Source organism: Vibrio sp. NH-7, assembly GCF_053643215.1.
Genome location: NZ_CM132188.1, coordinates 853,343 through 877,795 on the forward strand (window position 1 = coordinate 853,343; position 24,453 = coordinate 877,795).

Genomic DNA, 24,453 nt, shown 5'->3' on the forward strand with positions numbered 1-24,453 from the left:
GTCATGAAAGAGATCATGTTACCGTATGTATTTATCTGCTGGTTGCTTGTAAAAACTGGCGTTGTTCGTTGGACACTAAAGAACGCTGTCATCATCGTTGGTATAGGCGGCCTAATCGCATTTTCACTGTTTACCGCTCATCGCTTTTGGTCACCTGCTGATTTAACTGATAGTACCACCGTTAAAGCGCCCCATGCGGTACTCAGCCCGCTGGTTGGCCAAGAAGTCGAACAAGTATTTGTTGAGCACAACCAAATGGTCAAAGAAGGCGATCTGATATACACGCTTAGAACTGAAGACACCGCAGCGCAGCTCGAAGGGTTAAAGGCACAAAAAGACGCAGCGCAAGCTGAGATTCTCGCGCTGACGCACCAAGTCAACAATGACAAAAAGCAACTCGACCGTCTAACTAAGCTCAACGATTTCGCACAAGAGTCACAACGAGACGACTTGAGAACACGCATCGAATCGACTGAGGCAAAGATCGCTGCGGTGAATGCTCAAATCCTAAGTGTCGAAGCGCAAATGGCAACGGCGAATTGGCAGAACGAACGTCGTGAAATTCGAGCGCCTTTTGATGGGCAAGTCTCTATCGCTAACATCGTCGAAGGCACGCGCTTAGGTAACATGCACCTTTACAACACCAATAAGAAGTTCGTTGAAATGCGCATTGCCGACCAAACCTACCGCAATATCGAAGTTGGTCAGTTTGCTGAGTTCTACGTCGATGCCTATCCGGGGGAAATCTTCCGCGGCCGTGTGCACAGCTTGACTGCAGGCACGGGGGAAGCAAGAGTGTCAGTGGTTAATGGCTCACAGCATGTACGTCAACATGTCGGCAATAATGCAGGAAGTCACGGCCGTACGATTGTGATTGAATTTGAAGAACCTGCTGGCTACAACGTGCCTATTGGTGCGACCGGCTCTGGATGGGTGTCGGCGAAAAAACCGCATGAAGCGCTCGGCTTTATGGATATCATTGGTGCCGCAACCGTGCGCTTAAAAGCATACAAGTCCTACCTATCAGCATTGTAGGAAGCGTCAATTTCAATAAGCACCTTTCGGGGTGCTTATTGGTTTCTTGTCTTTTTCCGTGCGGCAACGTGAGTATCAACAATGGGGATGATCAAATCCATCAACCACTGTTGTTTTGGCGCAGATCTTAACGACGCTTTGCATATCAAAGCCATATCCAAATTGAGTGGTGATAAATTCTTGTCATCGTAGTAAGGCTCGTAACGTAGCGTGAAGCAATCGTCCATCAATTGGTTGATTAGATGGACACTGTCGACCACGATACTCGCTTCCAGATTAGGGTCGAGCGCCTTAAAGTGGTCATGATGCTCATTGATACCAGAAATGATAAATTTGACGTACTCGCCCTCTTGATTGCCCTCAAAGATGCCACTTCCCGAGTGGATTTTCTTTTGATAGAAACTTTGCGGCTTATCATTAAGCACATGTAAACCCAGATCGACCTGATCATCAAGAATTTGTGATTCGCTATGCTCGCTCCACTGACGCAGCTCAATAACAGCGTTGGTTTGAGCGCGGATCGCCTGAATTAAATCCTTGCCTATTTCGACTAAGTAAGGCTCAACAATGTGCAGTGTTACTCTGCTCAACTTACTCGGGTCGAACTCTTCAGGAGTCAATGCAAGATCAAGCTGCTCAAGGGCGTTTTTGATTCTTGGTTCAATTGATAATGCGTAGTCGGTAGGCATAAGCCCTGAAGAGTCCCGAACAAACAGAGGATCATCGAGCTCTTCCCTTAGTTGGGCTAACACCTTAGAAACGTAGGATTGCGAACGGCCAAGCTTTTTAGCCGCACGCTGGGTGGAGCGTGTGTTAAGTAGAGTAACCAACACATGCAAAGCGTTAAGATCGTGCATTCGTATTTGCGCTCTTTAAGGTAAAACTCCCTCCAAATTAACCAATTAGAGGGAGCCTGCCAACCGTTTACTTCTCTTCGAAACGCTTCGCGAGCAAATGGAACTCTTGCACTTGAAGATTGAGCGCTTTTGAATGCTCATTCACTGAGTACGTCGCTGCCAAGTTTTGCTCAGCCGTCGCAGCAATGGATTGGATATGTGCACTCACTTCTGAAGAGAGTTTGCGTTGCGATTGGGCGGCTTGTTCAACGCTGTTCATTAGCTGCCCCATTGACTGCATCATGCTCTCTACCTCTAACAGCTGTTTGGAACTGGTTTGCGCAGCATGCCCACATTCCATTGTCTGCTCTTGGTTGGCAATGATTTCCTGTTGCCAAGCGCCAATGGTACTCAGCATGACGTCAATACTCTCTTTGATTTGTACCGTCGCATTCGAGGTTCTTCCAGAAAGCGCTCGAACTTCATCAGCAACCACCGCAAATCCTCGACCTTGCTCACCCGCGCGAGCCGCTTCAATCGCCGCATTAAGTGCGAGCAAATTAGTTTGTGCCGCGATGCCACCAATTTCTTCCATCATGTCGCTGACTTTTTGCGCTTGTTCACTAAGTTCGTAGGTCGTTGCGGTCGCTTTTTCAGCTTGAACACCTAGGTTTTCCAAATTGTGATGCGTCTGTTCGATGCTGGCTTTTGCTTTTGTGCAGTTCTCTAGCGTAATTCCAATAAGTTGGTGCGCTTCGGAGGTACTATTGGATACATCATTGGCCGCCACTTCGACTTCTTCGGTCGCAATCCGAACTTGGCGAATGTTGGTGGTTTGCTGGTCTAATGCTTGTGATACTTCAACCGCAGTGGAGTTGAGGTTTTCGGAGAGTGATTGCAACGGTTTTACAGAATCAGTCATGCGCCCTAGCACGGTGCGGATGCGCGCAGACATCATTTTTAAGTGGAAATCTGCAACCGAAAAAGGTGTATTCCCCGAATAAACTAAACGACTGACGCTATCAAACTTATTTTGGAGCTTTTTAAGCTCTCTTGGCGTGTCAATGAGCTCTTGTCTAAACAGTAACGCAAGTACTGAAGCTGGCAATAACCCAGCTAACCACTGCATAGCGCCTTCTAGTTCCAACGCATTAGAGGCTAACGGTGCAAGCAATGAGCCTAGTAGCACCGCGTATCTCACCGAGTCTGAAATTTTTAGTGACCAAGTGCGGCCATTTTTCTCTGCGTTGAGTAAGCCTTGATACGCAGCAGAGGCAATACGAACCCATTCAGGCTTAGGTTTAACGCGCACGGATTGGTAACCGCTGATTGTACCGTTGTCATAAATTGGCGTTACATAGGCATCGACCCAATAATACCCACCCGACTTGGTACGATTCTTTACAATGCCTCGCCACGCTTTGCCTTGTTTTAGGTTTGCCCACATATCAGCGAATGCTGCTTTGGGCATATCGGCATGTCGAACAATGTTATGGTTTTGGCCAATGAGTTCGTCGCGATGATATTCAGCAATACGGCAAAAGGCGTCATTACTGTAGGTAATCACGCCTTTTGTGTCGGTAGTAGAAACGAGTTGTTCATCGTCTCTCAATGATGTTTCACGTTCTTGGGCAGCGCTCATTTTTCTCAACTTTAGTTGTAATTATTTGTAGCACGGGAATATAAACATTTTTTAATATATGACAAAATATGAATATCACAGTTTAAGCACTTAAGCGTGTTAAGTGACTAAAATTTGATTCCTCGCGCTAGCTACGCTCGTTCCCTTGCGCACATTACAATCAAAAAGTTGAGCGACGCTATTGAGCGCCAGAATAGCGAAATGCTTCACGGGTGAGCATGTTCAACTCTCGCTCAGCCATTTCGTTATGCACCACCGTAATCCGACCCAAATAAATCAGGGGCACTTGGTTTGCCCGCCCTTCTAGATGAGCCTTAATCGCTTCTGCTGTCGCGACGCCAAGATCATCGCTCATTCGCATTGGGGTAGCATCTAACTCTCCGGTACGAATCTTTTCGATTTCTTTCGCAGTCCCTCCCCATCCAGTCACATAGATATCATCTAAGCGATTGGCTTCGCGTAGCGCGTCGATCGCGCCCATTGTCATTGCGGTATTTGCATTATGAATCACCGATACTTCAGGGAAGTTGTCAAGGACAAGCCTTACTCCATCGGCTCCTCCGAGTTTCTGGTACTGACCAAAATGCTCGTAGGCGGTGAGCCACTCACCTTTTTCAGTGACACAGTCGATAAAGCCCTGAGAGCGTTGAGTATCAGTAATCCCCGGTATGCCTCGGTTCGCTGCAAATTCAACGTCCGTCCCAAGGTGGTTAATTACATGGTCACACAGCACTTCCGCACCCATTTCGCTGGAGAAATCGAACCAAGCATCCGGCTGATACTTCCATTTAGCAACGGGCGTATGAAATGCCCATATAAAGGTTTTAAACCTGTCAGACTTCGATAAGGCTTGGATGTTGTCTGCTTGCAACGCCAGTTCGGAGGGACCAAAAATAACAAATTCATAAGGTTTCTCGGCGTTGAGTACTTGTTTGGTGTACTCGGTTTGAAGAGAATGCTCGATTTGCTTTGATGAAAACTCATCAATATGAAAAGGAACATTAAGAGCAAAGAGCCGTTTAGTTAATGCGGTATAGTTTTTTACCCAAAAATCGGAAATGTCAGCACTAGGGTAAATGACCGCAATTCTAACCGCTTCTTTTACTGGCGTGCTTAGCTCAACGGGATCGGCACTTACCGTCGTTTGGAAACTGCGTCTTACCTCATCATCCGCGGATTGCACGTTCGGTACGAACAGTACAGTAGCTGCGCTTAGAAGGGAAAAAACACCATTCACTCGCCACTTTTGTCGGTTTATTATCATGAATGTTACCAATTGTTTGATTGTGTAATAACATTATTATAAATATACACGACAAATATAATACAAATTGCCAATTATAATTTTGATGATTAACTATTTATCGCGCTTGCTAATGTGTCTACCTGTGGTTGTCTTCGCTCAAGAGTTTGACTCGTTCGAAGAAGACTCGTTTCTTACGTACGCACGAACCCAAGTAGAGAAAGCCATTTCGGACAGCGCTATTTGGGACGGTCCAATAGAGGGACCAAGAGCGGTTTACGATAAAAATGTCATATTCGTCGCCTCAGATTTGCGTAATGGTGGCGTTTATGGTGTCGCTAGAGGCATGTCTGAAGCTAACTCTCACCTCGATTGGCATTTAAGATTTATTGATGGATTAGGGTCGGAGGTTCGCCAAGGCGCAGCGATTCGCAAAGCGATTGGATTCGAGCCAGATGCGATTGTCCTTGGTGGGATTGATGCAAGCAGGCACAAAGATGTTCTTTTACTCGCTCAGAGCAAAGGCATCGTCATCATTGGATGGCACGCAACTGAAGCCGCGGGTATCAGTGCTGAAAATGGCTTGTACACAAACATAACGACTGACCCTTACGATGTTGCTGAGATTGCAGCACTATTAGCGATTGTCGATTCCGATGGCAAAGCGAACGCGCTTATTTTCACTGATCCCAACTACAAAATCGCGACTCTCAAGTCAGACGCGATGGCAGAGACCATCAAACGTTGCAAACGCTGTGAACTACTTGAAGTCAAACCTCTTCATCTCGATAAAATCGCCGAACAAATGCCCAGTACTATGGACTCGCTGTGGAGCCAATATGGGCAACGCATCACCCACATATTAGCGATTAACGATCTTTATATAGATTATGCGATTCCTTCATTGGAGTCGTACCAGCAAAAATACCCAAACGTTCCTAGCAATATTTCTGCGGGAGATGGCAGCAAAGCCGCTTACAAGCGCATAGACAACGATAAATTTCAGTTGGCAACCGTACCCGAACCGCTTTATCTCCAAGGGTGGCAGATCATCGACGAGATCAATCGAGCGTTCAGTAATTTGCCGCCAAGTGGTTATTCCGCCCCCGTCCACCTTGTTACTCCAGACAACGTCTCCGCCCTGATTAGCGCACGTGGAAGAGGCGTATATGACCCTGACAATGGTTACCGAGAGGCCTACTTGAAGATTTGGAAGCCTGAATGATGTTTAAACATATCAGCATCACCCAACGACTGATCATCTCTAGCATGCTCTCTTTGTTAGTAGTGAGCATTGCGGTTTTTGTGGTGATTCGCTCCCTCTACTTTGTTGAGTCAACACTCAAAAAGGAAACCTCTACTCACGTATCACAGTTGATTGTTAACTCCGAGATCAGTCGTCACGTATTCGAGCTCACCTCTCGGGTAAAACTGTTGGAACAAACCTTTCTCTTCAGTGAAACTACTCTGTCTGAAGAGGCGTTTAACATTGATTTTCAGCTGCAACGACTTCGAGACCTATCGACCAATCAGGAGTTTTCATTAAGCATTGATGCCTTTATCGACAACTTCCATCGGTTTTTAGGCAGTTCCCTTGCCCTTAACCGTATCTTAAAGCAAACAGATAAGATCGACACTAAGCTCGCCCAGCAATTGGATTCGCTTGAATTGGCAATTGCGAGCAGCAAGCTCCAAAGCATGGGTTCGGCCGATTTTAAGCGCTATAACAACGGACTTGATCTGGTCAATATGCTCAGAGAATCCTTCCTGACCGTTGGCAAAATGATCAGTGATATTCATAGTCGAATAACACCGGAGACCGAAAAAGTCCTCATTATTGAAGTCGAGAAAGAGCTCGATATTTTCTTACTCCACCTTGAAAATGTTGACTCTGACAGCCCCACTGTCATCGAGGAAAAAGCAGCAATCTCCAAAACAGTTAAACGCTATAATTCGGCGTTGCGACGAATCAAAGCCAACCTTGAGCAACGTTGGGTGGTAATGGAAGCCTTGATTAAAGCACAAACTGAGTTGCTGCAAGCCGTCGAGCGCACCGAGTCAAGAGTGCAAAATCAAGCCCTAGCGTTAACCAATCAACTAGAACAGGAAATGGAAGAGTCTCGCTTCAATGCCATTGTCATCAGTATCTCGGCGTTTCTTTTCTCGGTTTTACTGGTTAACCTCGTTGTGAATCGCCACATCAGAAAACCGCTCGAAGATTTGAAAAAAGGCTTTGACCACTTGGTTACCGAAGGCGAAGATAACCCGATCGACCTTGGACGCAGTGATGAATGGAGCCACATAGAAAACGCCTATAACAACATGGCGTCGCGTCTCGCCGAAGCCTATAGCGATCTCAACGAAGAAAAAAAGAACTTCGACTTTCTCGCGCACCATGATCCACTTACCCATTTGGCCAATCGTCTACTCGCGACCAAAAAACTGGCTGAACAAATTGAAGATTCTGAGCAAAGCGGGCAGAAGTTCCTTTTGCTCTACCTCGATATCGATGAGTTTAAAACCGTAAATGATTCCTTGGGTCATGCTGCCGGCGACAATTTGTTGGTGAAGATCGCCGATATTCTCAGAGAGCAAGTTGAGGGTCACGGCTTTGTCGCACGTATGGGTGGCGATGAATTTATGATCGTTATCGACAACGCCGACCTGAATCAAGGCAAAACCATTGCTCACAAACTTAATCTCGCGTTGCGTATGCCTTATCACATCGAGGAGCGAACCATATTTGTCTCTGCAAGTATTGGTATCTGTGAGTATCCAACACATGGTCACAATGGTGAAACACTGGTTAGAAACGCGGATACCGCCATGTACTGCGCGAAACGAAACGGTCGAGACCAGTTCCGCATTTACACCGATGAAATGACCCTAGAGGTGAATGACCTCATCGATACGAATATCGGTTTACATCGCGCGATTAAGAATGATGAACTGGTCGTACACTTCCAACCGAAGATTAATCTCGATACCGGAGCCACCGTTGGTGCCGAAGCCTTAGTCCGCTGGCAACATCCATCACTTGGCCTTTTGCCTCCGGTGAGCTTTCTTGAAGTCGCCGAAAAGTCAGACCTTATCATTGAGATCGATAAATGGGTGTTTCGCAAAGTGGCAAGTTTGCTTGCCAACTGGAAAACTCATCATGTTTCTTTGCCTGAGATGCTCGTTTCCATCAATTTCTCAGCCAGGATGTTTTACATGTCAGACCTTGCGGATCAGCTTCAGGCAATACTCGACGAGACAGGCGGCTCAGCGAGCGACTTTATGCTCGAAATTACCGAGCGCGATATGATGCGAGACGTGGATACCTGTGCCGACACGATAAATAAACTCCACCAAAAGGGATTCAAAATAGCCATTGATGACTTTGGTACTGGGTACTCATCACTGTCTGTTCTAAAAAACTTGTCCGCCGACTGCCTCAAACTGGATCGAAGTTTTATCAAGGACATTAGCCATTCGAATGTCGATCTCGAAATCACCTGCGCGGTCATGAAACTCGCACAAGTGTTAGATTTAGCTGTGGTGGCTGAAGGCGTGGAAACACGTGAACACGCGAATACCCTACGAGGTATTGGTTGCGATCTTGCACAAGGGTTCTATTTCTCGAAACCACTCGCCGTAGACAAATGGTTGGCATTTCTTGAGTCGGAATCGACGCCTCCGAGCGAGAGACCCAAACGCATTGGAGGCTAAGTTGCGCTTTACTCTAGCACTATAACCCTTACAATTGAGCCAAATTAAGAATACCAAGGTTACATCCATGTCCATTCAATGGTTTCCGGGCCATATGCATAAGGCTCAAAAAGAGATTGCAGAAGCGATTCCTCAAATAGACGTCATTATTGAAGTACTCGACGCTCGCATTCCTTTTAGTAGTGAAAACCCGATGATCGCCGAGCTCAAAGGTGATAAACCTGTTGTCAAAGTGCTGAACAAGCGAGACCTTGCCGATCCAGAGCTAACACAGCTTTGGATTGATCATTTTGAGAAAGAACACAATGTAAAAGCGATCGCGATCACTACGTCACAGCAAGCCGAAGTGAATAAAATCATGGAGCTTGTTCGTAAGCTTGCTCCCCACCGCGAAGAGATTGGTAAAAACATTCGCACCATGATTATGGGGATCCCAAATGTGGGCAAGTCCACCATCATTAATGCCCTTGCAGGTCGAACCATCGCGGTCACGGGCAACCAACCTGCGGTGACTAGACGTCAACAACGTATTAACTTGCAAAACGGCATCGTTTTATCCGATACCCCGGGTATTTTGTGGCCAAAAGTCGAAAACCCACACAGCGGTTTTCGTTTGGCCGCGACTGGCGCAGTGAAAGACACTGCCATGGAATATGACGAAGTTGCTTTTTACACAGTCGAATATCTGGCCCAGGCTTACCCTGAACGATTACAAGAGCGCTATCAAATTGAAGACTTACCTGAGTCAGATATTGAGCTAATGGAAGAGATTGGTCGCAAACGGGGTGCACTGCGCGCCGGAGGTCGAGTGGATCTTCACAAGTGCTCTGAGATTCTCCTTCATGAGTTAAGAAGCGGGACGCTCGGACAGATCACGCTAGAGCGACCAGAAATGATCACTCAAGAGCTGATTGAAGTTGAGATTGAAGCAGCACGCAAAGCCGAAGAAAAAGCGAAGAAGAAAGAGGAACGTCGCAAACGCTACCTCAGAAACAAGCGCTAGAAGACTTAAACAGGGCAGCACAACACTGCCCTTTTTTGATCACAAAGATTGAGTTTTTGTTATAGTGTAACAAAACAAACAATGAGAAGTTTTCTATGAGAATTCCAACCAACATCATCACCGGTTTTCTTGGCACGGGGAAAACAACGGCCATTTTGAATCTACTCAAGAACAAGCCCGAAAGTGAAAATTGGGCTGTGCTGGTTAATGAGTTTGGTGAAATTGGTATCGACGGCGCGCTAATGACCGATCAAGGCGCTTTGATTAAAGAAGTACCTGGCGGTTGCATGTGTTGCGCCGCTGGTGTGCCGATGTCTGTCGCTATCACCGCCCTGCTACGTACCAACCCAGATCGTCTAATCGTTGAACCTACAGGCCTTGGCCACGCACATAAAGTTCTTGCTACGTTGACGTCTAGTCAGTTTAAAGATTACATCGACCTAAGAGCGACAATTGGCTTGGTTGATCCACGTAACCTTTCGAATCCCAAATATCTTGAGAATCAAAACTTTAATGATCAGTTAGCCATCTCCGACATTGTAATCGGCAATAAGGTGGATGAATGTCACGTGGGTGATGTTGACGCATTTAACGATTGGGTTACCGATCAATCCCCGCCGAAAATCTTTAGCCAGCTGGTAAAGCAAGGCAATTTCCCAATCGAGTTACTCGATAGTCCGCGCCGAAACCCTACTGAGTCGAATGAGGTTGAGTCGCATCACCACGAGCATGCCGAACAAGAGCCGCAATTTCAGTTGCCACCAAACCAAACCTTTGTCCGTAAAGAAAACAAAGGACAGGGTTACTTTAGCTGTGGCTGGATATTTGGTGCTGAAGTCGAGTTCGACTTTGATGACCTTTTCTCAGTTTTATCTGACCTTACCGCTGAACGCGTAAAAGGTGTGCTCAATACGAACAACGGCTGCTTTGCATTCAATGTTAGCAATGGCGTGGTTTCGGTGAACCAAATGTCTCTTGAAGGGTTTGAAAGCCGACTAGAGGTCATTGATAGCCAATTATTGCCTTGGGATGAGTTAGAAGGCGTGCTAAAACGCATATCAAATATCGACTCTCTCTAAACGACAAAAGGCGCACCATTCAGTGCGCCCTATCCCTCGTTACTCAATCGTGAGTCTGCGAATCGAGTGCGACTTACGCCACTCGATATAAAACGAGGATTTTCAATTTTTATCATTGAATCCATCCAAATTGTAGGTAAGACACTATTTCCTCCATGCGGGTTGGTTCGAGTTGTCTTACCCTTTAACTATGGTTCAAAACCACCAGTTTGCAAGCTGATCCTCTCCCGTATTTAATCGGTTCTGTGATACCGATCCGATAATTAAATCCTCTCGATTCACCACGAGTCTCAATAAATTGTCATATTTGAAAATCAATATTCCATTCTTGTCGCTATAGTTACGCATAGACCGGCGTATAATTTGCCGTAACATCATTTCCACCGCTTATCGTACGAGGCAAAACACTCCATGACAAAAAGAGAGAAATTCAAGCAGTCCCTACTCGCAGCAGTACCCAAGGACGCGATCAATCAATTTCTCTCCAAAGACAAAACGCCCGTTTCAGTCTTGTTACTTTCGATCATCGTTGGCGTTCTTGCTGGTTTTGTTGGCACTCTATTTGAGTTGGCGGTGCACTTTGTTTCTGAAACCCGTACCGACTGGCTGAAAGATTCTATTGGAAGCGCTCTACCACTCTGGTTAAGCGCATTTTTAATTAGCGCTTCGCTGGCATTCATTGGCTATTTTTTGGTGCATCGATTCGCGCCTGAAGCCGCCGGATCTGGGATACCGGAAATCGAAGGTGCGATGGATGGCATTCGCCCGGTGCGCTGGTGGCGAGTAATCCCCGTTAAATTTTTTGGCGGTATGGGCACGCTCGGCTCCGGCATGGTGCTTGGTCGCGAGGGCCCGACGGTTCAGATGGGCGGCGCGATTGGTCGCATGGTAACCGATATCTTTCGAGTCAAAGATGACGACACCAAACACAGCCTATTGGCCTCCGGCGCTGCCGGTGGCTTAGCAGCAGCATTCAATGCACCTTTAGCGGGGATTATGTTTGTCGTTGAAGAGATGCGCCCTCAGTTTCGCTATTCATTAATCTCGATAAAAGCGGTCATTGTTTCTGCGGTTTCAGCCAATATTGTCTTTCGCGCTATTAATGGGCAATCAGCCGTCATTACCTTACCTCAGTATCAGCCACCGGAGTTACCAGCGCTTTGGCTCTTTCTCTTACTTGGGATTATGTTTGGTATCTTTGGCGTTGTTTTCAATAAATTAGTGACACTGTCACAAGATTTCTTTGCCAGAATCCACAAAAACGAACGTAAGCGCTATTTGATTACCGGTAGCTTAATTGGAGGATTCTTCGGCATCACTCTACTTTACATGCCAGAGATTACAGGCGGCGGAATCACCTTGATTCCTAATATTGCCAGCGGCGGTTATACCGCAGGATTTCTTCTATTGCTTTTTGTCGCTCGTATCGCCACAACCATGATCTGTTTTGGTTCGGGCGCTCCGGGGGGTATCTTTGCGCCAATGTTAGCTTTGGGCACCTTGTTTGGCTATGCGTTTGGTCTGATTGCGCATCAACTGTTACCTGACTTGATGATCGAGCCCGGTATGTTTGCAATTGCAGGAATGGGCGCACTGTTTGCCGCCACCGTGAGAGCGCCAATTACAGGAATACTGTTGGTCATCGAAATGACCAACAATTACTACTTGATACTTCCTTTGATCATCACCAGCTTAGGTGCAGTGGTCTTTGCTCAAATGCTCGGTGGGCAGCCGATCTACAGTCAATTACTCCACAGAACTCTTAAAAATGAGAAGTTAAGACAGGAAGACCTCCCTAGCGAAGTGAAATGATAATTGCATCGCAACCGTTTGGCTTGTTATCATCTGCGCAGAAAAATCGGTAACTCGCAAAACCTTCGATCGATTTTTAGAGCATTTACTCGCACACAGTAGGAATAGGTCGTTGAACTGGAGACGCTTAACACAATTTCAGAGTGTACCCCCATCGCAAGCCGCACTTGCACTGGGTGTTATTGGATTGGGACACGCGTGGTTCTTGTATATTCCTGAAGTTGGTGAGTTTGTGCGTCCCTATCTCGCCTCTCTTGGCGCGATATTGCTGTTTCCTGTCTTAGTTAAATACCTCACCAATGCGAATACATTCATTAACGATATTCGCAATCCGCTTAGTGGCAGCTTAATGGCACCAATGAGCATGGCACTACTGATTCTATGCGATTATTTAGCGGTGATTTCACCCGTTGTCGCCTACCCGCTTTGGTTTGCGGCGTTATTACTGCACCTCACCATGATGGTGATGTTCTTTGGCTTCCAATTAACCAACTTCAAAATATCGAACATCGTCCCTAGTTGGTTCTTGTATCCCGTTGGGCTTATCAGTAGCTCGCTGGCTGGCACTCAGTTTGGTCATACCGTATTCTCCGAAACCTTGGTATCAGTTTGTATCGCGATCTATTTTTTCATGCTGCCGCTGGTACTTTATCGCTTGATGTTTGAAGGGATGCTGCCAAGACGCGCCAGACCCACACTTGCTATTATGGCCGCGCCAATTAACCTGACGCTGGCGACCTACTTAGTGAACTTTCCGCAGCCAGACCCGATCCTTACCGGTGCTCTCGCTGGCATAGCGGTCACCATGACGCTGTTTATTTACTTGTGTTACTTCAGATTACTAAGGCTTAAGTTTCAGCCCTCTATTGCAGCGGTTACGTTTCCGTCTGTCATCAGCGCCATTGCAATGCATCGACTCACCAGCTTCTTTGAGCAATATCACCCGCAATGGCATTGGCTCCACCATTTTGGACTATTCGAGTTAAGTGTCGCGACAGGATTGGTGATTTGGGTTTCGGTGGGTTACGTAAAAATGTACTGGCCTGAGCTGTTTTCTTCCGACCGCACTAATCAAGCGGCAAACTAGCCATCTATTTGCTATTTCTATCCTTTAACAATTTCCGCCCTAGCCTGCTTTTGTACGCGTTTTTCTGAACCCGAAACGTTGCAAAAGGCTAACTTTTATCGCCGAATTTTCAGTAAGTTATAGTGCCGTAGCCTAGGGAAGACTTCCCTTATGCATTATAGTTGATATTTTTGTTTGTAACCTACCACGAAAATATAATTATCTTAGCTAGAAACATTATTAAATTTCATTCATATATTCTTTCGTCAGCTGGCACATGGTTTCAAATAAAGGATATACGATTATGAATACGCTAAACCTATGCCCTCCATCTCCAGAATTCATAAACAAAAAGATAGAACATCACTTAGCGAAGCTCGTTAACTGCCATCAAAACGGTAAACATTTGGTGATGGGTGCCCAGCCCAACGATGACGATATTGTACTGCAAAGCAATGATTATCTTGATCTCGCGAACCATCCCGAGATCATTCACCGTCACGCCGAAGCCATTCTCGAAAAACGACACACATCCGTCATGTCTGGCGTGTTCCTGCAAAGTGAAGATAGAAAACCTGCGCTCGAGCGCAAACTGGCAGACTACACAGGATTTAGCTCCTGTTTATTATCTCAATCGGGCTGGTCAGCAAACCTAGCCTTACTGCAAACCATCTGTGATAGCGAAACCCAGGTGTATATTGACTTCTTTGCCCACATGTCACTTTGGGAAGGGGCAAGAATTGCAGGGGCAAACATCCACCCGTTTATGCACAACAATGTCCGTCACTTACAAAAGCTGATTCGCCGCCATGGACCCGGTTTAGTCTTGATTGATTCGGTATATAGCACAATAGGTACGGTTGCCCCTCTCATCGATATTGTCTTAATGTCGAAGGAGAATGGCTGCGCTCTGGTTATAGACGAATCCCATTCCCTTGGTACTCATGGCAAGCATGGTGAAGGTTTGCTCAAGAGCCTCAAACTCAGCCACCAAGTTGATTTTATGACCGCAAGTTTAGCGAAAACGTTTGCCTATCGTGCGGGAGCGATTTGGTGCAACAATCGAGCAAATGAGTGCATTCCATTTGTTGGCTACCCAGCGGTGTTTAGCTCAGCCATGTTGCCCTATGAAATTGAGCGACTCGACAAAACCTTAGAGATCATTCGCCAAAGTAACCACCAGCGTGAGCACTTGCGCAAAATCAGTCGTTATTTGAAACAAAAACTGACGCAAATTGGCGTAACGATTCGTAGCGAGTCACAAATCGTCACGCTTGAAACGGGTGATGAGAGAAACACAGAAAACGTACGAGATTTCCTAGAGAGTAAACACGTATTTGGCGCCGTTTTTTGTCAGCCAGCAACCACTCCTAACAAAAACATCATTCGTTTCTCATTAAACAGCAGCACCACACAACGACAACTGGACCAGATCATCGCTGCGGTTCAATCGGCCCGTCAGCAACCCAACCTATACATTCTTTAGTCACGCCGACGTGCCTTCGAAGTGAAGGCACCTAAATCCAGTTGGCAATCTTGTCGAGCAGAACATCGGTGCCCGCGGGTTTGATGACATAGTCATTCATGCCCGCTTGTTGAATTTTATCGATGGCAAGCGCCGTTGAGTCTCCCGTGTGACCAAGAATTGGGACATTGGCATACTCACTGGCTGAATTTCGTATTGCATTGGCCGCCTCTAATCCATTAAGAGACGGCATTTCGATGTCCATAATCACCAAATCTACAGGGCTTTGTTGAAGCTTTTCGATCACTTCATGACCATTTTGAGCTTGGATAACTTCAAACCCTTGTTGCTCCAACAAAATCGACGTGTAAGCACGTAGAGACTGATTGTCGTCCGCAATAACGATGGTTTTCCCATGGCAAACACGTTTCTTTGGAATAACGCTTCGGCTCGGTTCGAGCTGTTCAAACAGAAGTTGATCGAGCACGCTATCGGGATCTTGCTTCAAGCGCTCTTTCTCAACCGGATAGATGGACAGGTGGCGCTCAATATCGTCGTGATACGAGTGATCACTTTGGAATAACGGTGCGATGCGTCCTTCGGTAAAGTGCAGTTTTGCTTCAAGTTCATTCATTAAGCTTGGCGTTTTGAGCGCAATGTCGAAATCGATAAAAATGACATCAAATTCGAATTCATATTCTTGTTTTTTACTCGCCGCCTCAAGGTCCAAGGTGATAAATCGAAACCCTTGATAAAACGCGTGTTCATTTAAAATATTACTAAAGGTTCCTTGTTCGCCAATGAGAAGGATAGATTTTGACTTCATCAGATCGAGTTTGATCGACCCTACCGCATTAGATTTATATTCTGGGAACGTGAGCGTGAATTGCGTCCATTCATCCAGTATCGAATCACACTCAATCATTCCACCAACCGCCACCATCACTTTGTGACAGAAAGGCAGGCCAAGCCCGTAGCTGCCGGTCTTACCAAAGGTATAGAAATCCTTGAAAATATGCTCGATAACATCAGGGGCAATACCGACGCCGTTATCGTGGAAAATCATCCGATTTTTATCATCACGGCGGGTGAGCGTAATTACAATTTTAAAATCATTGTCGGCTTGGTAGTAAAACGCATTTTTGAGCAGGTTGTAGAGTGCGTATTTGATTAAGGTATCACTACCGAAGAAGTCGAAATCTTGCTCGACAACCAGCTCCACCGCAGATTTGTCATGGCCGCTTTTGTAAGGGAAGCTCTCAAGCGCGTGTCGCGTGACCGTAGCAATGGAGTGTTTCCTAAACGTAGACGTCGACACTCGATTCTCATCAATCGATGTTAACAGCAGATCGATGGCTTCATTGCCGTTGCGAATCACTTCATCAGCGTCGTCAAGAACCTCTCTGGCCATCGACAGTTCGTGCGTTGATATACTGATACCACTTTGAGAGCCACTTTTATCCGGTGGCAAAATGGAGCTCAGCACTTCAATAGACGCCTTAAGCGCACTTAATGGGTTGCGCATTTCATGGGCAATACCAGCGCCAAATGATTTGGCAATCGACACCTTGCTCTCGTGCTCGGCTTGGTTTCGAAAATAGAACAAATTACCGAACACATAGGTAAACAGGAAAATAGGAATATAGGGCCAAACCACATCGTTCAGCGCCTTATTCATATCGGCACCATAAACAAGCACAATAGCGATGAAAATGGCCCCCCCCGCTTGAGCCAACACAATACGCGTTTGATGCACGAGCAAAATATGCAGGAAAATGGACGACATAAATGACATCGCCCAGATCGTTGACCAGTCGTTTTTCAACATCATGTAGAAGAAGAAAAACGGTAAACAGATCGTGATGGCAACGAGGTAGTAATACGGCATATAGCGCCGATAGTGCTCAGGCAAATAATTGCGAAACGCAATAACGGCGAACAGCAAAGAACAAAACGTTCTTAATGCCAAACTTTCGTATGATTGCGGAAATAAATAGCTCCATACGTAGTAGTATGTAGGAAACCCTAGCAGCCCCATCCAGCCAACTAAGGTAAGGTTAGGCTCTGCGTACTGGTAAATTTTGTTGACCGTGTCTTGGATTGCTACGCGAAATGCGTCCATTAATCACCTATCCGACTCGCTGACTATCTATATTGCTTTTATATTTATGGGTTTATTCAATTAACAATTAGCACATATCTTGGGAGCCCTCCATATTTGAGCTCCCAATCTTCCGCTAAGATGACACGAGTTTGATGGAGCTACCAAGTTTGGTTGGCTCTACGTCGATACGCTGTGTCATTTGCTCCTTTAGTTCAGAGACGTGTGAGATAAGACCGATGGTTCTTCCCGACTGCTGAAGATCAACCAAGGTTTGAATGGCCAAATCAAGTGATTCTGGATCGAGACTGCCAAACCCTTCGTCAATGAACAAGGTATCAAGACGGATGCCGCCGCTGTAAGATTGAACCACGTCCGAAAGCCCGAGCGCGAGAGAAAGCGCCGCCATGAATGACTCACCGCCAGAGAGCGTTGCCACATCTCGCGTTTTGCCTGTGTAGCCGTCTTCGACAATCAGATCCAAACCTCGTCCGGCTGCGCCTTTAAAGCCTTCGGTCTTGCGTAATAGGATGTAGCGCCCTTTACTCATTAGACTCAAACGCTGAGAAGCCTGAATCAGAACATCATCAAGCAACACACCAAGCACAAAGCGGTGTAAGCTAACGCGACTGCCTGTTTTGCCACTCGCCACATCGTAAAGGGTTCCAAATACCTTGTACTCGTTTTCCAACTCGGCATTCTTTTGGTGCAGCAGTGAAATATCTTCGCATACCTTGTTAACGCGCTCATAAGCAGAGCGAGTAATATCTAACTCAGCACGAGCTGTTTGATAACGCGATTCGACCTCAGCATGTTGCGCATTCAGCGCCGCCATATCTGGTTCGGTTTGATCTTTTATGCTCTCGGTCAAGTTTTCTACTGTCTGCTCGAGTTTGATTTGCGTCTGTTGGTAGCTTTGTATCTCGTCTTGCCATTGCTTCAACTGCTCATCGTGCGCTTTTGCAGCGAGAAATGCCGCTTCATCAGAAAACTGACTCTTATCCAGCGCCTGCTGCCAAGATTGAGCGTTACTGGTTAATGCCAACGTCACTTGTTCGCAGTGTTCGCTGAGCGTTTTCACCTGCCCTTCAAGTTCATAGTGCTGGTTGGACACGGCTTGGAACTGTTTCTGCGCAAGATCGTGCGCATGGTTGATGCTGTCAATACGCTGTTTTAATTGAGCTAAAGCGTGGTCGACTACACTTGCCTCTTGGTACGTTTTACCGATCTCTTTAGCTAGCACTGTCGATTGCTCTCGTAATCCAGTTAATTGTGCTTGCGTCGCAGACATCACCTCTTTGAGCTCTGCAATCTTGCGCTCACCATTGTCACTGCGCTGGATAAGCTCTGTGACGCTTCGCTCCAAGTTTGCTAAATCAAGCGATTCGATCTCTTTGAGCTTGCTCTGGTTAGATTTCAGTTCCTCTTCAAGCGCGACGTGGTCGGCTTGCACTAGTGTTCCAAGTTCTGCCGCCGTCTCAGCGACTCGCTTTTCACTCGCAGCGGTTAACGATTGCTGCTGCTCAAGGGAACTCATCGCCTGCTGCTGGGTATTCAGCGCTTGTCGCTCCTTGGCACGAGCTCGTTCGACCTGCTCTTTTGTAATCTCTTCGCCATCAAATCGCGCTGGATTGGGGTGCTCCTCGCTGCCACACACAGGGCATGGCACCTTATCTTGAAGCTTTAGTGCCAATACCGCTGCTTGAGCACTATGCCAAGCCCAATCGAGCCTATCAGCCTGTTGTGTGGCTTCCAATAAGGCTTGATTCGCGTTCGCCAACTGAATTTCGAGCGGCGTAAGCTGTTTCTGCTGGCTAGCAAGCTCATTTTTGAGTTGAGTAAACTTTTGCAGATCCGACATCGAACGCTGTAAACGTGCAATTGCTGCTTCAACGGCAGGCTTCTCATGATGCTGTTGCCTTGCGAGCTCAAATTTCGCCTTGCCCTCTTCTGCTTGTTGTTCGAGGTTTTGTTTGTGCGCGATGTACTGCGTTAACGTCTGTTGTTGCTCGGCGGCTAACGTTTCCAGTGATGTGCACTGAGCATCAACCCGCTGTTTTTCAGACAACTTGGATTTAATGGTTTGTAAAGTATAAAGCTCATCGTTGAGCGCTGGTACTGTCGCGACTTGCTCTGCTGCCTGTTTTTCCTGGGCAGCAGAATTCTCAACCTCTTTCTTAATTGAGGTCAGTTTCTCTTTCGCATTGGTGAGTTGATTCGCTGCCTGCTCAGACTGCAAAGCACTCTGCTTCCACTGGCTATGGGTAAAAGCTAAACCATTGGCGGCTATCGCCATATCGACAAGATGCTGCTTTTCTGTAAAGCGGTCTGCCGCAGCAACATGTTCAGCCAATGATTTAGAGGCCGCACTTAGTTCACTAAAGCGCTGTTGAATAGTTTGAGCTTGCTGAAGCGTTTGTTTTTTCGCTTGCAGCTGCGCAGCCGCATCGTGCTCTTGGGCTGTCGCTTGTTCTAGTGCGGCTTTTAACTGGGTCAGTTGTTGTTTAAGCTCAGATTCAGACTCGGCTTCCGCAACCTTTAGCGCGCCACGGATTTGATGGTCAAAGTCGTTCTTCGCTTTGCTTATCGCACTGGCTTTATCTTTCAGCGAATACTCTATCCGCTTGTAAATATCGGTTTGAAAAAGCTGGCCGAAGATCTCTTCACGATCTTTCGAGCTTGCGAGCAGTAATTCTCGAAATTTACCTTGAGGCAGCACCATTACCTGACGGAACTGGGTTTCGTTCAACCCCAGTAGGTCAGTGACTTCCGTTTTCACTTGCGCTGTTTTACTGGTGATTAGAACTTCTGGCTCACCCAGTTGATACAAAGACGCCGTGTGCTTTCGTGTGGTTGTCCCTTCACCGCGAGCTTTGGGCGCTTCTTGCTCGGGAGAACGTGTTACTCGGTACGTCTTTCCTTGCAACGCAAAGTCTAATGTCACTTCTGTTGGCACTGAGAGCGGAGCAAGATCACTGCGCATTTGAATGCCTTGACGCTCATTTCCCGTCGTTTCGCCATACAACGCGAAGCAGATTGCATCAAGAATCGACGTTTTCCCCGATCCGGTTGGTCCGTTGATGAGAAACAGCGGATTTGATCCCAATTGAGTGAAGTCAATCTCTTGCTTTTGGGCAAACGGACCAAACGCTTGTAGTACGAGTTTAATTGGTTTCATAGTGATCTTACTGCTTTGTCAGTTGTTTGATGATGCCAGAGAGTGCACTTTCTTGTTCATCACTGAGCGCTGAATCTTGTGCTTCTAAATAGAAATCACGAAACATATCCATTTCACTTCTTGCCAATTTGGCTTTGGCCATCTGCTGTTCAACCCCTACTAACATGCCGGGTTTCTCAAGGTGCAACACATTTGGATACACTGCGCGTAGTTTGTCCATTGGATTTAGAATCGCGTGTTTATCGAACAAACGGACCAGTAGATAATCATCAAACTTAGGATCAGTTTGGCCAGCAGAGAGAAGTTCTTCCATTTCGCCTTCCAAGATACGCATCTCATGAGGCGCCGTTAGGTCAATGTGGGTAGACTGCTTGAAACCCGACTCATCCAACTCAACCAGCGTCATGCCTTTTCGTTGATGCTGCTCCGAGAAGCTGTATTTCATCAAGGAACCGGAATAGCGAATATACTCTTCACCCTTTTTCTGTGGCTGATGAAGATGCCCTAGTGCGACGTAATCAAATGAAGTGAAATGCTCGTGACTGACGCGATCTGAACCACCAATGGACAAAGGACGTTCTGAGTCTGATTCAATGGCACCGTCTACAAAGCAGTGACTGATTAGTACATTCTTGTGTGAAGGTTGAAATTGCTGGCAGATTTGCTGAGTGAGCAGTTGATGAGCCTCATCGTGTGTCGACACCGACTGCTTAAAGTGGTGGCGAACTTGCTCTGGGTCACTATATGGCATGCCGTAGAATGCAACGGGACCAATCTCTGACTCAATAACAACCGGGGTTAGCATCTGCTCAAAGTCAGACAGAATGTGAAGTCCTGCACTTTTCATTCGGCCAGAGCCAAAACCAAGTCGCTGAGCACCGTCATGGTTGCCCGGAATTAAGATGATTGGCAGATTTAACTCACCACACACTTGGTTGACGAAGCGGTTCATGACTTCTATCGCGGCGGTTGGTGGTACTGAGCGATCGTAAATATCGCCCGCGACGACTAACGCATCAACGGGATTTTGCTTGATGTAATCGACGATTTGGTTAAGAACAACCACTTGATCGTCGAGTAATGAAACGTTGTGGAATTGTCGACCTAAATGCCAATCTGAGGTGTGCAGAAACTTCATGAACGCCCTTTATCATTCTTATGATTTGCGCTCTATGATACTGTCTTCTTTACGGTTATGCCTCCGCTTTTTCTTTGCTAGTCGCGTAAAAAAGCCGCGAATGATACGCGGCTTTCTGTTTTGAGGCGTTGCTTTACTCTGCGCGGCTATGGCAAAACTCAATCGCCGTTTTAAGCAATTCAAGTGCGGTTTTATCGCAATCAGGCAATACCGCATCACTTTGTGCAATCGGCGTCACTCGGTCACCCCACTTAATGTGGCCTGCGCCCCAAGTGAGACCCGCACCAAATGCGGCAAGTAGTAAATTGTCGCCCGGTTTAACAACGCCTTGCTCCAAAGATTCACACAGTGCAATCGGAACCGTAGCAGCAGAGGTGTTGCCATACTTCTGGATATTGACGAAGGCTTTATCTTGGCTGATTCCAGACATATCACACAGTGTTTGAATAATGCGAATATTCGCTTGGTGTGGGATGACCACGTCAATGTCATCGGTGGCTAGCTGACTTCTCGACAGAACACTGTGAGCCGCTGCGCCCATGCCTTTAACGGCACGTTTAAAAATCTCTTTGCCAACAAAGTTGAAGTCCCAATGTCCATTGTCAGCGGCAAAGCGGTCCATTGATGTGCCAAATTTTGGTACCGCAAGAATATCGCGTCCTGCCGAGTCACACCCGAGCTGTGCATGTTGCAAGCCAAGCTGTTGCTCAGTACGCGAGAGCACGACTGCACCAGCACCGTCACCAAACAATACAGCGGTGTCACGCTTCGTCCAGTCAATGTAGAAAGAAAGACGCTCTGCACCGATCACGATTGCATGTTTGTAGTTGCCTGCTTGAATCATACGCGTCGCCGTTTCCAAGCCGTACACGAAACCTGTACAAGCAGCGTTCAAATCAAACGCTGTGGTCGCTTTCATCCCAAGGTTTTGCGACACTTTCGAGGCAATGTTCGGAATCAGTGAATCAGGCGAGCAAGTCGCGACGATGAGCAAATCAACGTCATCGGCGCTAATTCCAGCACAAGCCAGTGCATGTTTCGCGGCAACGGTCGCCATATCAGAGGTTTCGACGTGGCTAATACGGCGATTTTCGATCCCCGTTCTAGTTCGGATCCATTCATCTGAGGTATCGATAAATGTGCTTAGATCATCATTGGAGAGCGTAGCTGGAGGTAGGCACTTGCCCCAGCCAGTAATTTCTGCAAAAAAAGTTGTCATTCTGAGCCTTTTCGTTTTCTTATTTGAGTCACTCGACCTTTTCAGAGTATAACTAGCGTTGGTGGGTGGTGTCATCCTATTGAAACAACTAGTGTCACAGCAATTACAAATAGAAAGAGAAAAGTCATGTCTACATTTAATACACGATGCCCGTCATGTTCAGGCGTCAATCGCGTTCCTACAGAGCGAGTGTCAGAGAGCCCAAACTGCGGTAAATGCCAAACTTCATTGTTAGATGGCGCGCCAATTGAAGGGACCGAGCAAAATCTAGACGCGTTGCTTGAGTCAAAACAGCCAGTGGTGATCGATTTTTGGGCACCATGGTGTAACCCATGTGTTGGGTTTGCTCCTGTATTTTCTGATGTTGCCTCTGAACGAGCACAAAGTGTACGATTTGTAAAAGTCGATACCGAATCTCAGCAAAATATCGCCGCTAAATATCAAATTAGAAGCATTCCAACCATTATGGTGTTTAAAGATGGGAAAAGAGTCGATATGATTAACGGCGCTCTTCCTAAAGGTCAATTTGATCAATGGTTAAACCAAGCTCTACTGAAGTAGCATACAGATTAAATTAGCAACCTAGAAAGCCGAAATGAGCAAAAATTTCGGCTTTAATTATTCATTTTCTACACATAGATAACGATAAGCATCTTTTATCGTCTCGAACAATATTTATCGTTTTACCTCTCCCCCATTTAACCCCATAGTCGCGCCAAATTCTGATTATTTTCGCTCCATCAACCAGAGGTCACGACGTTGGAAAACACCCTTGCTCCTGCTCCAAAAGCACGCATTTCTGTACCTGTTATTGCGCTTGCTCTTTATGCGGTAGCGTCAGGCTATTTAATGAGCTTGATTCCTTTAATGCTGCCACATTATGGCTTGGAATCTTCCCTTGCCAGTTGGTTAGCCAGTGTGTTTTACGCGGGTCTACTAGTTGGTGCTGTGATTATCGAACCTGTAGTCACCAAGGTTGGGCATAAAAACGCTTTTGTTTATTGTTTGGGGGCTTTTCTGTTTACGATTGCGCTGTTGCCGGCATTCAATCAATCCATGGTTTGGCTTTGTGCACGTTTTGTCGCTGGTATTGCGGTAGCGGGCGTGTTTGTGATTGTTGAGTCATGGTTGCTGCACGGTGACGAATCTGCAAGAGCAAAACGCCTTGGGTTATACATGGGCTCGTTGTACGGGGGCACATCACTTGGCCAACTTGGGATTGGCGTACTGGGTGTGACTGGTGGCGTGCCATTCATTGCCATTGTTACCATGCTATTGTTGGCGATTGTTGTTCTACTATTTGGTGAAACTGACCAACCTGAAAGCCAACACAGCTCACCGCTCTCATTGAAACAAATCACGAAGCTCAACCACGCCGCAATCATCGGTTGCATTGTGTCTGGCTTAACGCTTGGCGCCGTTTACGGGTTGATGCCTTTAGAACTCTCTCAGCGCGGTATTAGCAACGACAATTTGGGCAGCTTAATGGCACTGGTAGTACTTGGCGGAATGGCGGTTCAGCCAATCGTTCCTTGGATGTCTAAGTATTTTGGCCGCACGTTTTTGATGGCGATATTTTGCTTGCTTGGCGTTGCAGCGATTGCGCTAACCGCGGCGTATTCCGGTATTCATGCGTTGGGTGCGGGGCTGTTTATCTTGGGTATGGCGACATTCGCGCTTTATCCCGTTGCAATCAATCTTGGCTGCGACAAACTTGATGCAAGCTACATTGTATCAGCGACACAAGTGATGCTGTTTAGCTACAGCGTGGGCTCCGTGGCAGGTCCAGTTCTCGCTGACTGGTTTATGTCTGGAGAACAAGGTTTGATGGGCTACCTGTTTGCAACGCTGCTGGCGACTTGCGTTTACATGCTCATCGCAAGCATAAAAACCAAACGTCAAGCGGTCGCTGGCGAGTAATAAAT

At 46.7% G+C, this 24,453-nt stretch carries 17 protein-coding genes; 10 read left to right on the forward strand and 7 right to left on the reverse strand.

Annotated features, from left to right (window positions below):
• The first annotated feature begins 3 nt into the window (after positions 1 to 3).
• Positions 4 to 1,035, forward strand: coding sequence for an HlyD family secretion protein (locus tag ACUALS_RS18055; RefSeq protein WP_038217305.1), 1,032 nt, complete (start codon positions 4 to 6; stop codon positions 1,033 to 1,035).
• Positions 1,036 to 1,070: 35 nt separating this feature from the next.
• Here the strand turns inward: ACUALS_RS18055 and ACUALS_RS18060 are convergent, their stop codons facing one another.
• From ACUALS_RS18060 to ACUALS_RS18070, 3 genes are all read right to left on the reverse strand, one after another.
• Positions 1,071 to 1,892, reverse strand: a complete 822-nt coding sequence (locus tag ACUALS_RS18060) for a LysR family transcriptional regulator (protein WP_039480422.1) — start codon at positions 1,890 to 1,892, stop codon at positions 1,071 to 1,073.
• A gap of 67 nt (positions 1,893 to 1,959) precedes the next feature.
• Positions 1,960 to 3,513 carry a methyl-accepting chemotaxis protein gene (locus ACUALS_RS18065; RefSeq protein ID WP_039480418.1) on the reverse strand — a complete coding sequence of 518 codons (1,554 nt, stop codon included), beginning with the start codon at positions 3,511 to 3,513 and terminating at the stop codon, positions 1,960 to 1,962.
• 178 nt (positions 3,514 to 3,691) lie between these two features.
• Positions 3,692 to 4,777: a substrate-binding domain-containing protein gene (locus ACUALS_RS18070; RefSeq protein ID WP_454449294.1), complete on the reverse strand. Its 1,086-nt coding sequence runs from the start codon at positions 4,775 to 4,777 to the stop codon at positions 3,692 to 3,694.
• Positions 4,778 to 4,862: 85 nt separating this feature from the next.
• Here ACUALS_RS18070 and ACUALS_RS18075 point away from each other — a divergent pair, with 85 nt between their 5' ends.
• The 7 genes from ACUALS_RS18075 to cqsA all read left to right on the forward strand — a co-directional run bounded on the left by ACUALS_RS18075 (position 4,863) and on the right by cqsA (position 14,913).
• Positions 4,863 to 5,981: a substrate-binding domain-containing protein gene (locus ACUALS_RS18075; protein ID WP_454449295.1), complete on the forward strand. Its 1,119-nt coding sequence runs from the start codon at positions 4,863 to 4,865 to the stop codon at positions 5,979 to 5,981.
• Entirely contained in the window at positions 5,978 to 8,467 is a 2,490-nt protein-coding gene (locus ACUALS_RS18080; protein WP_454449296.1) for an EAL domain-containing protein, read from the forward strand. Before ACUALS_RS18075 ends, ACUALS_RS18080 begins: the two co-directional genes overlap by 4 nt.
• A 67-nt stretch (positions 8,468 to 8,534) precedes the next feature.
• On the forward strand, positions 8,535 to 9,470 hold the full coding sequence (ylqF, locus tag ACUALS_RS18085) for a ribosome biogenesis GTPase YlqF (RefSeq protein ID WP_334473896.1): 936 nt from the start codon (positions 8,535 to 8,537) through the stop codon (positions 9,468 to 9,470).
• A gap of 95 nt (positions 9,471 to 9,565) precedes the next feature.
• Complete coding sequence (locus ACUALS_RS18090) at positions 9,566 to 10,549, forward strand: CobW family GTP-binding protein (protein ID WP_454449297.1); 984 nt, start codon at positions 9,566 to 9,568, stop codon at positions 10,547 to 10,549.
• 411 nt (positions 10,550 to 10,960) lie between these two features.
• Positions 10,961 to 12,361, forward strand: a complete 1,401-nt coding sequence (gene clcA / locus ACUALS_RS18095; protein ID WP_005471274.1) for a H(+)/Cl(-) exchange transporter ClcA — start codon at positions 10,961 to 10,963, stop codon at positions 12,359 to 12,361.
• 112 nt (positions 12,362 to 12,473) lie between these two features.
• A complete protein-coding gene (locus ACUALS_RS18100; RefSeq protein ID WP_038187122.1) occupies positions 12,474 to 13,448 on the forward strand; it encodes a TDT family transporter in 975 nt (324 codons plus the stop codon).
• A 283-nt stretch (positions 13,449 to 13,731) separates the two neighbouring features.
• Positions 13,732 to 14,913, forward strand: coding sequence for an alpha-hydroxyketone-type quorum-sensing autoinducer synthase (gene cqsA / locus ACUALS_RS18105; protein WP_454449298.1), 1,182 nt, complete (start codon positions 13,732 to 13,734; stop codon positions 14,911 to 14,913).
• Between the two features lie 31 nt (positions 14,914 to 14,944).
• Here cqsA and ACUALS_RS18110 read toward each other — a convergent pair whose 3' ends face one another.
• The 4 genes from ACUALS_RS18110 to ACUALS_RS18125 all read right to left on the reverse strand — a co-directional run bounded on the left by ACUALS_RS18110 (position 14,945) and on the right by ACUALS_RS18125 (position 22,528).
• Complete coding sequence (locus tag ACUALS_RS18110) at positions 14,945 to 17,014, reverse strand: ATP-binding response regulator (protein WP_454449299.1); 2,070 nt, start codon at positions 17,012 to 17,014, stop codon at positions 14,945 to 14,947.
• 115 nt (positions 17,015 to 17,129) lie between these two features.
• On the reverse strand, positions 17,130 to 20,171 hold the full coding sequence (locus tag ACUALS_RS18115; protein ID WP_454449300.1) for an AAA family ATPase: 3,042 nt from the start codon (positions 20,169 to 20,171) through the stop codon (positions 17,130 to 17,132).
• 7 nt (positions 20,172 to 20,178) lie between these two features.
• Complete coding sequence (locus ACUALS_RS18120) at positions 20,179 to 21,309, reverse strand: exonuclease SbcCD subunit D (protein ID WP_454449301.1); 1,131 nt, start codon at positions 21,307 to 21,309, stop codon at positions 20,179 to 20,181.
• Positions 21,310 to 21,442: 133 nt separating this feature from the next.
• Positions 21,443 to 22,528 carry a beta-ketoacyl-ACP synthase 3 gene (locus ACUALS_RS18125; RefSeq protein WP_454449302.1) on the reverse strand — a complete coding sequence of 362 codons (1,086 nt, stop codon included), beginning with the start codon at positions 22,526 to 22,528 and terminating at the stop codon, positions 21,443 to 21,445.
• A 126-nt stretch (positions 22,529 to 22,654) separates the two neighbouring features.
• Between ACUALS_RS18125 and trxC the strand changes: the two genes are divergently transcribed.
• Positions 22,655 to 23,089: a thioredoxin TrxC gene (gene trxC / locus ACUALS_RS18130; protein ID WP_038187109.1), complete on the forward strand. Its 435-nt coding sequence runs from the start codon at positions 22,655 to 22,657 to the stop codon at positions 23,087 to 23,089.
• Between the two features lie 198 nt (positions 23,090 to 23,287).
• On the forward strand, positions 23,288 to 24,448 hold the full coding sequence (locus ACUALS_RS18135; protein WP_038217345.1) for an MFS transporter: 1,161 nt from the start codon (positions 23,288 to 23,290) through the stop codon (positions 24,446 to 24,448).
• The last annotated feature ends 5 nt before the right edge of the window (positions 24,449 to 24,453 follow it).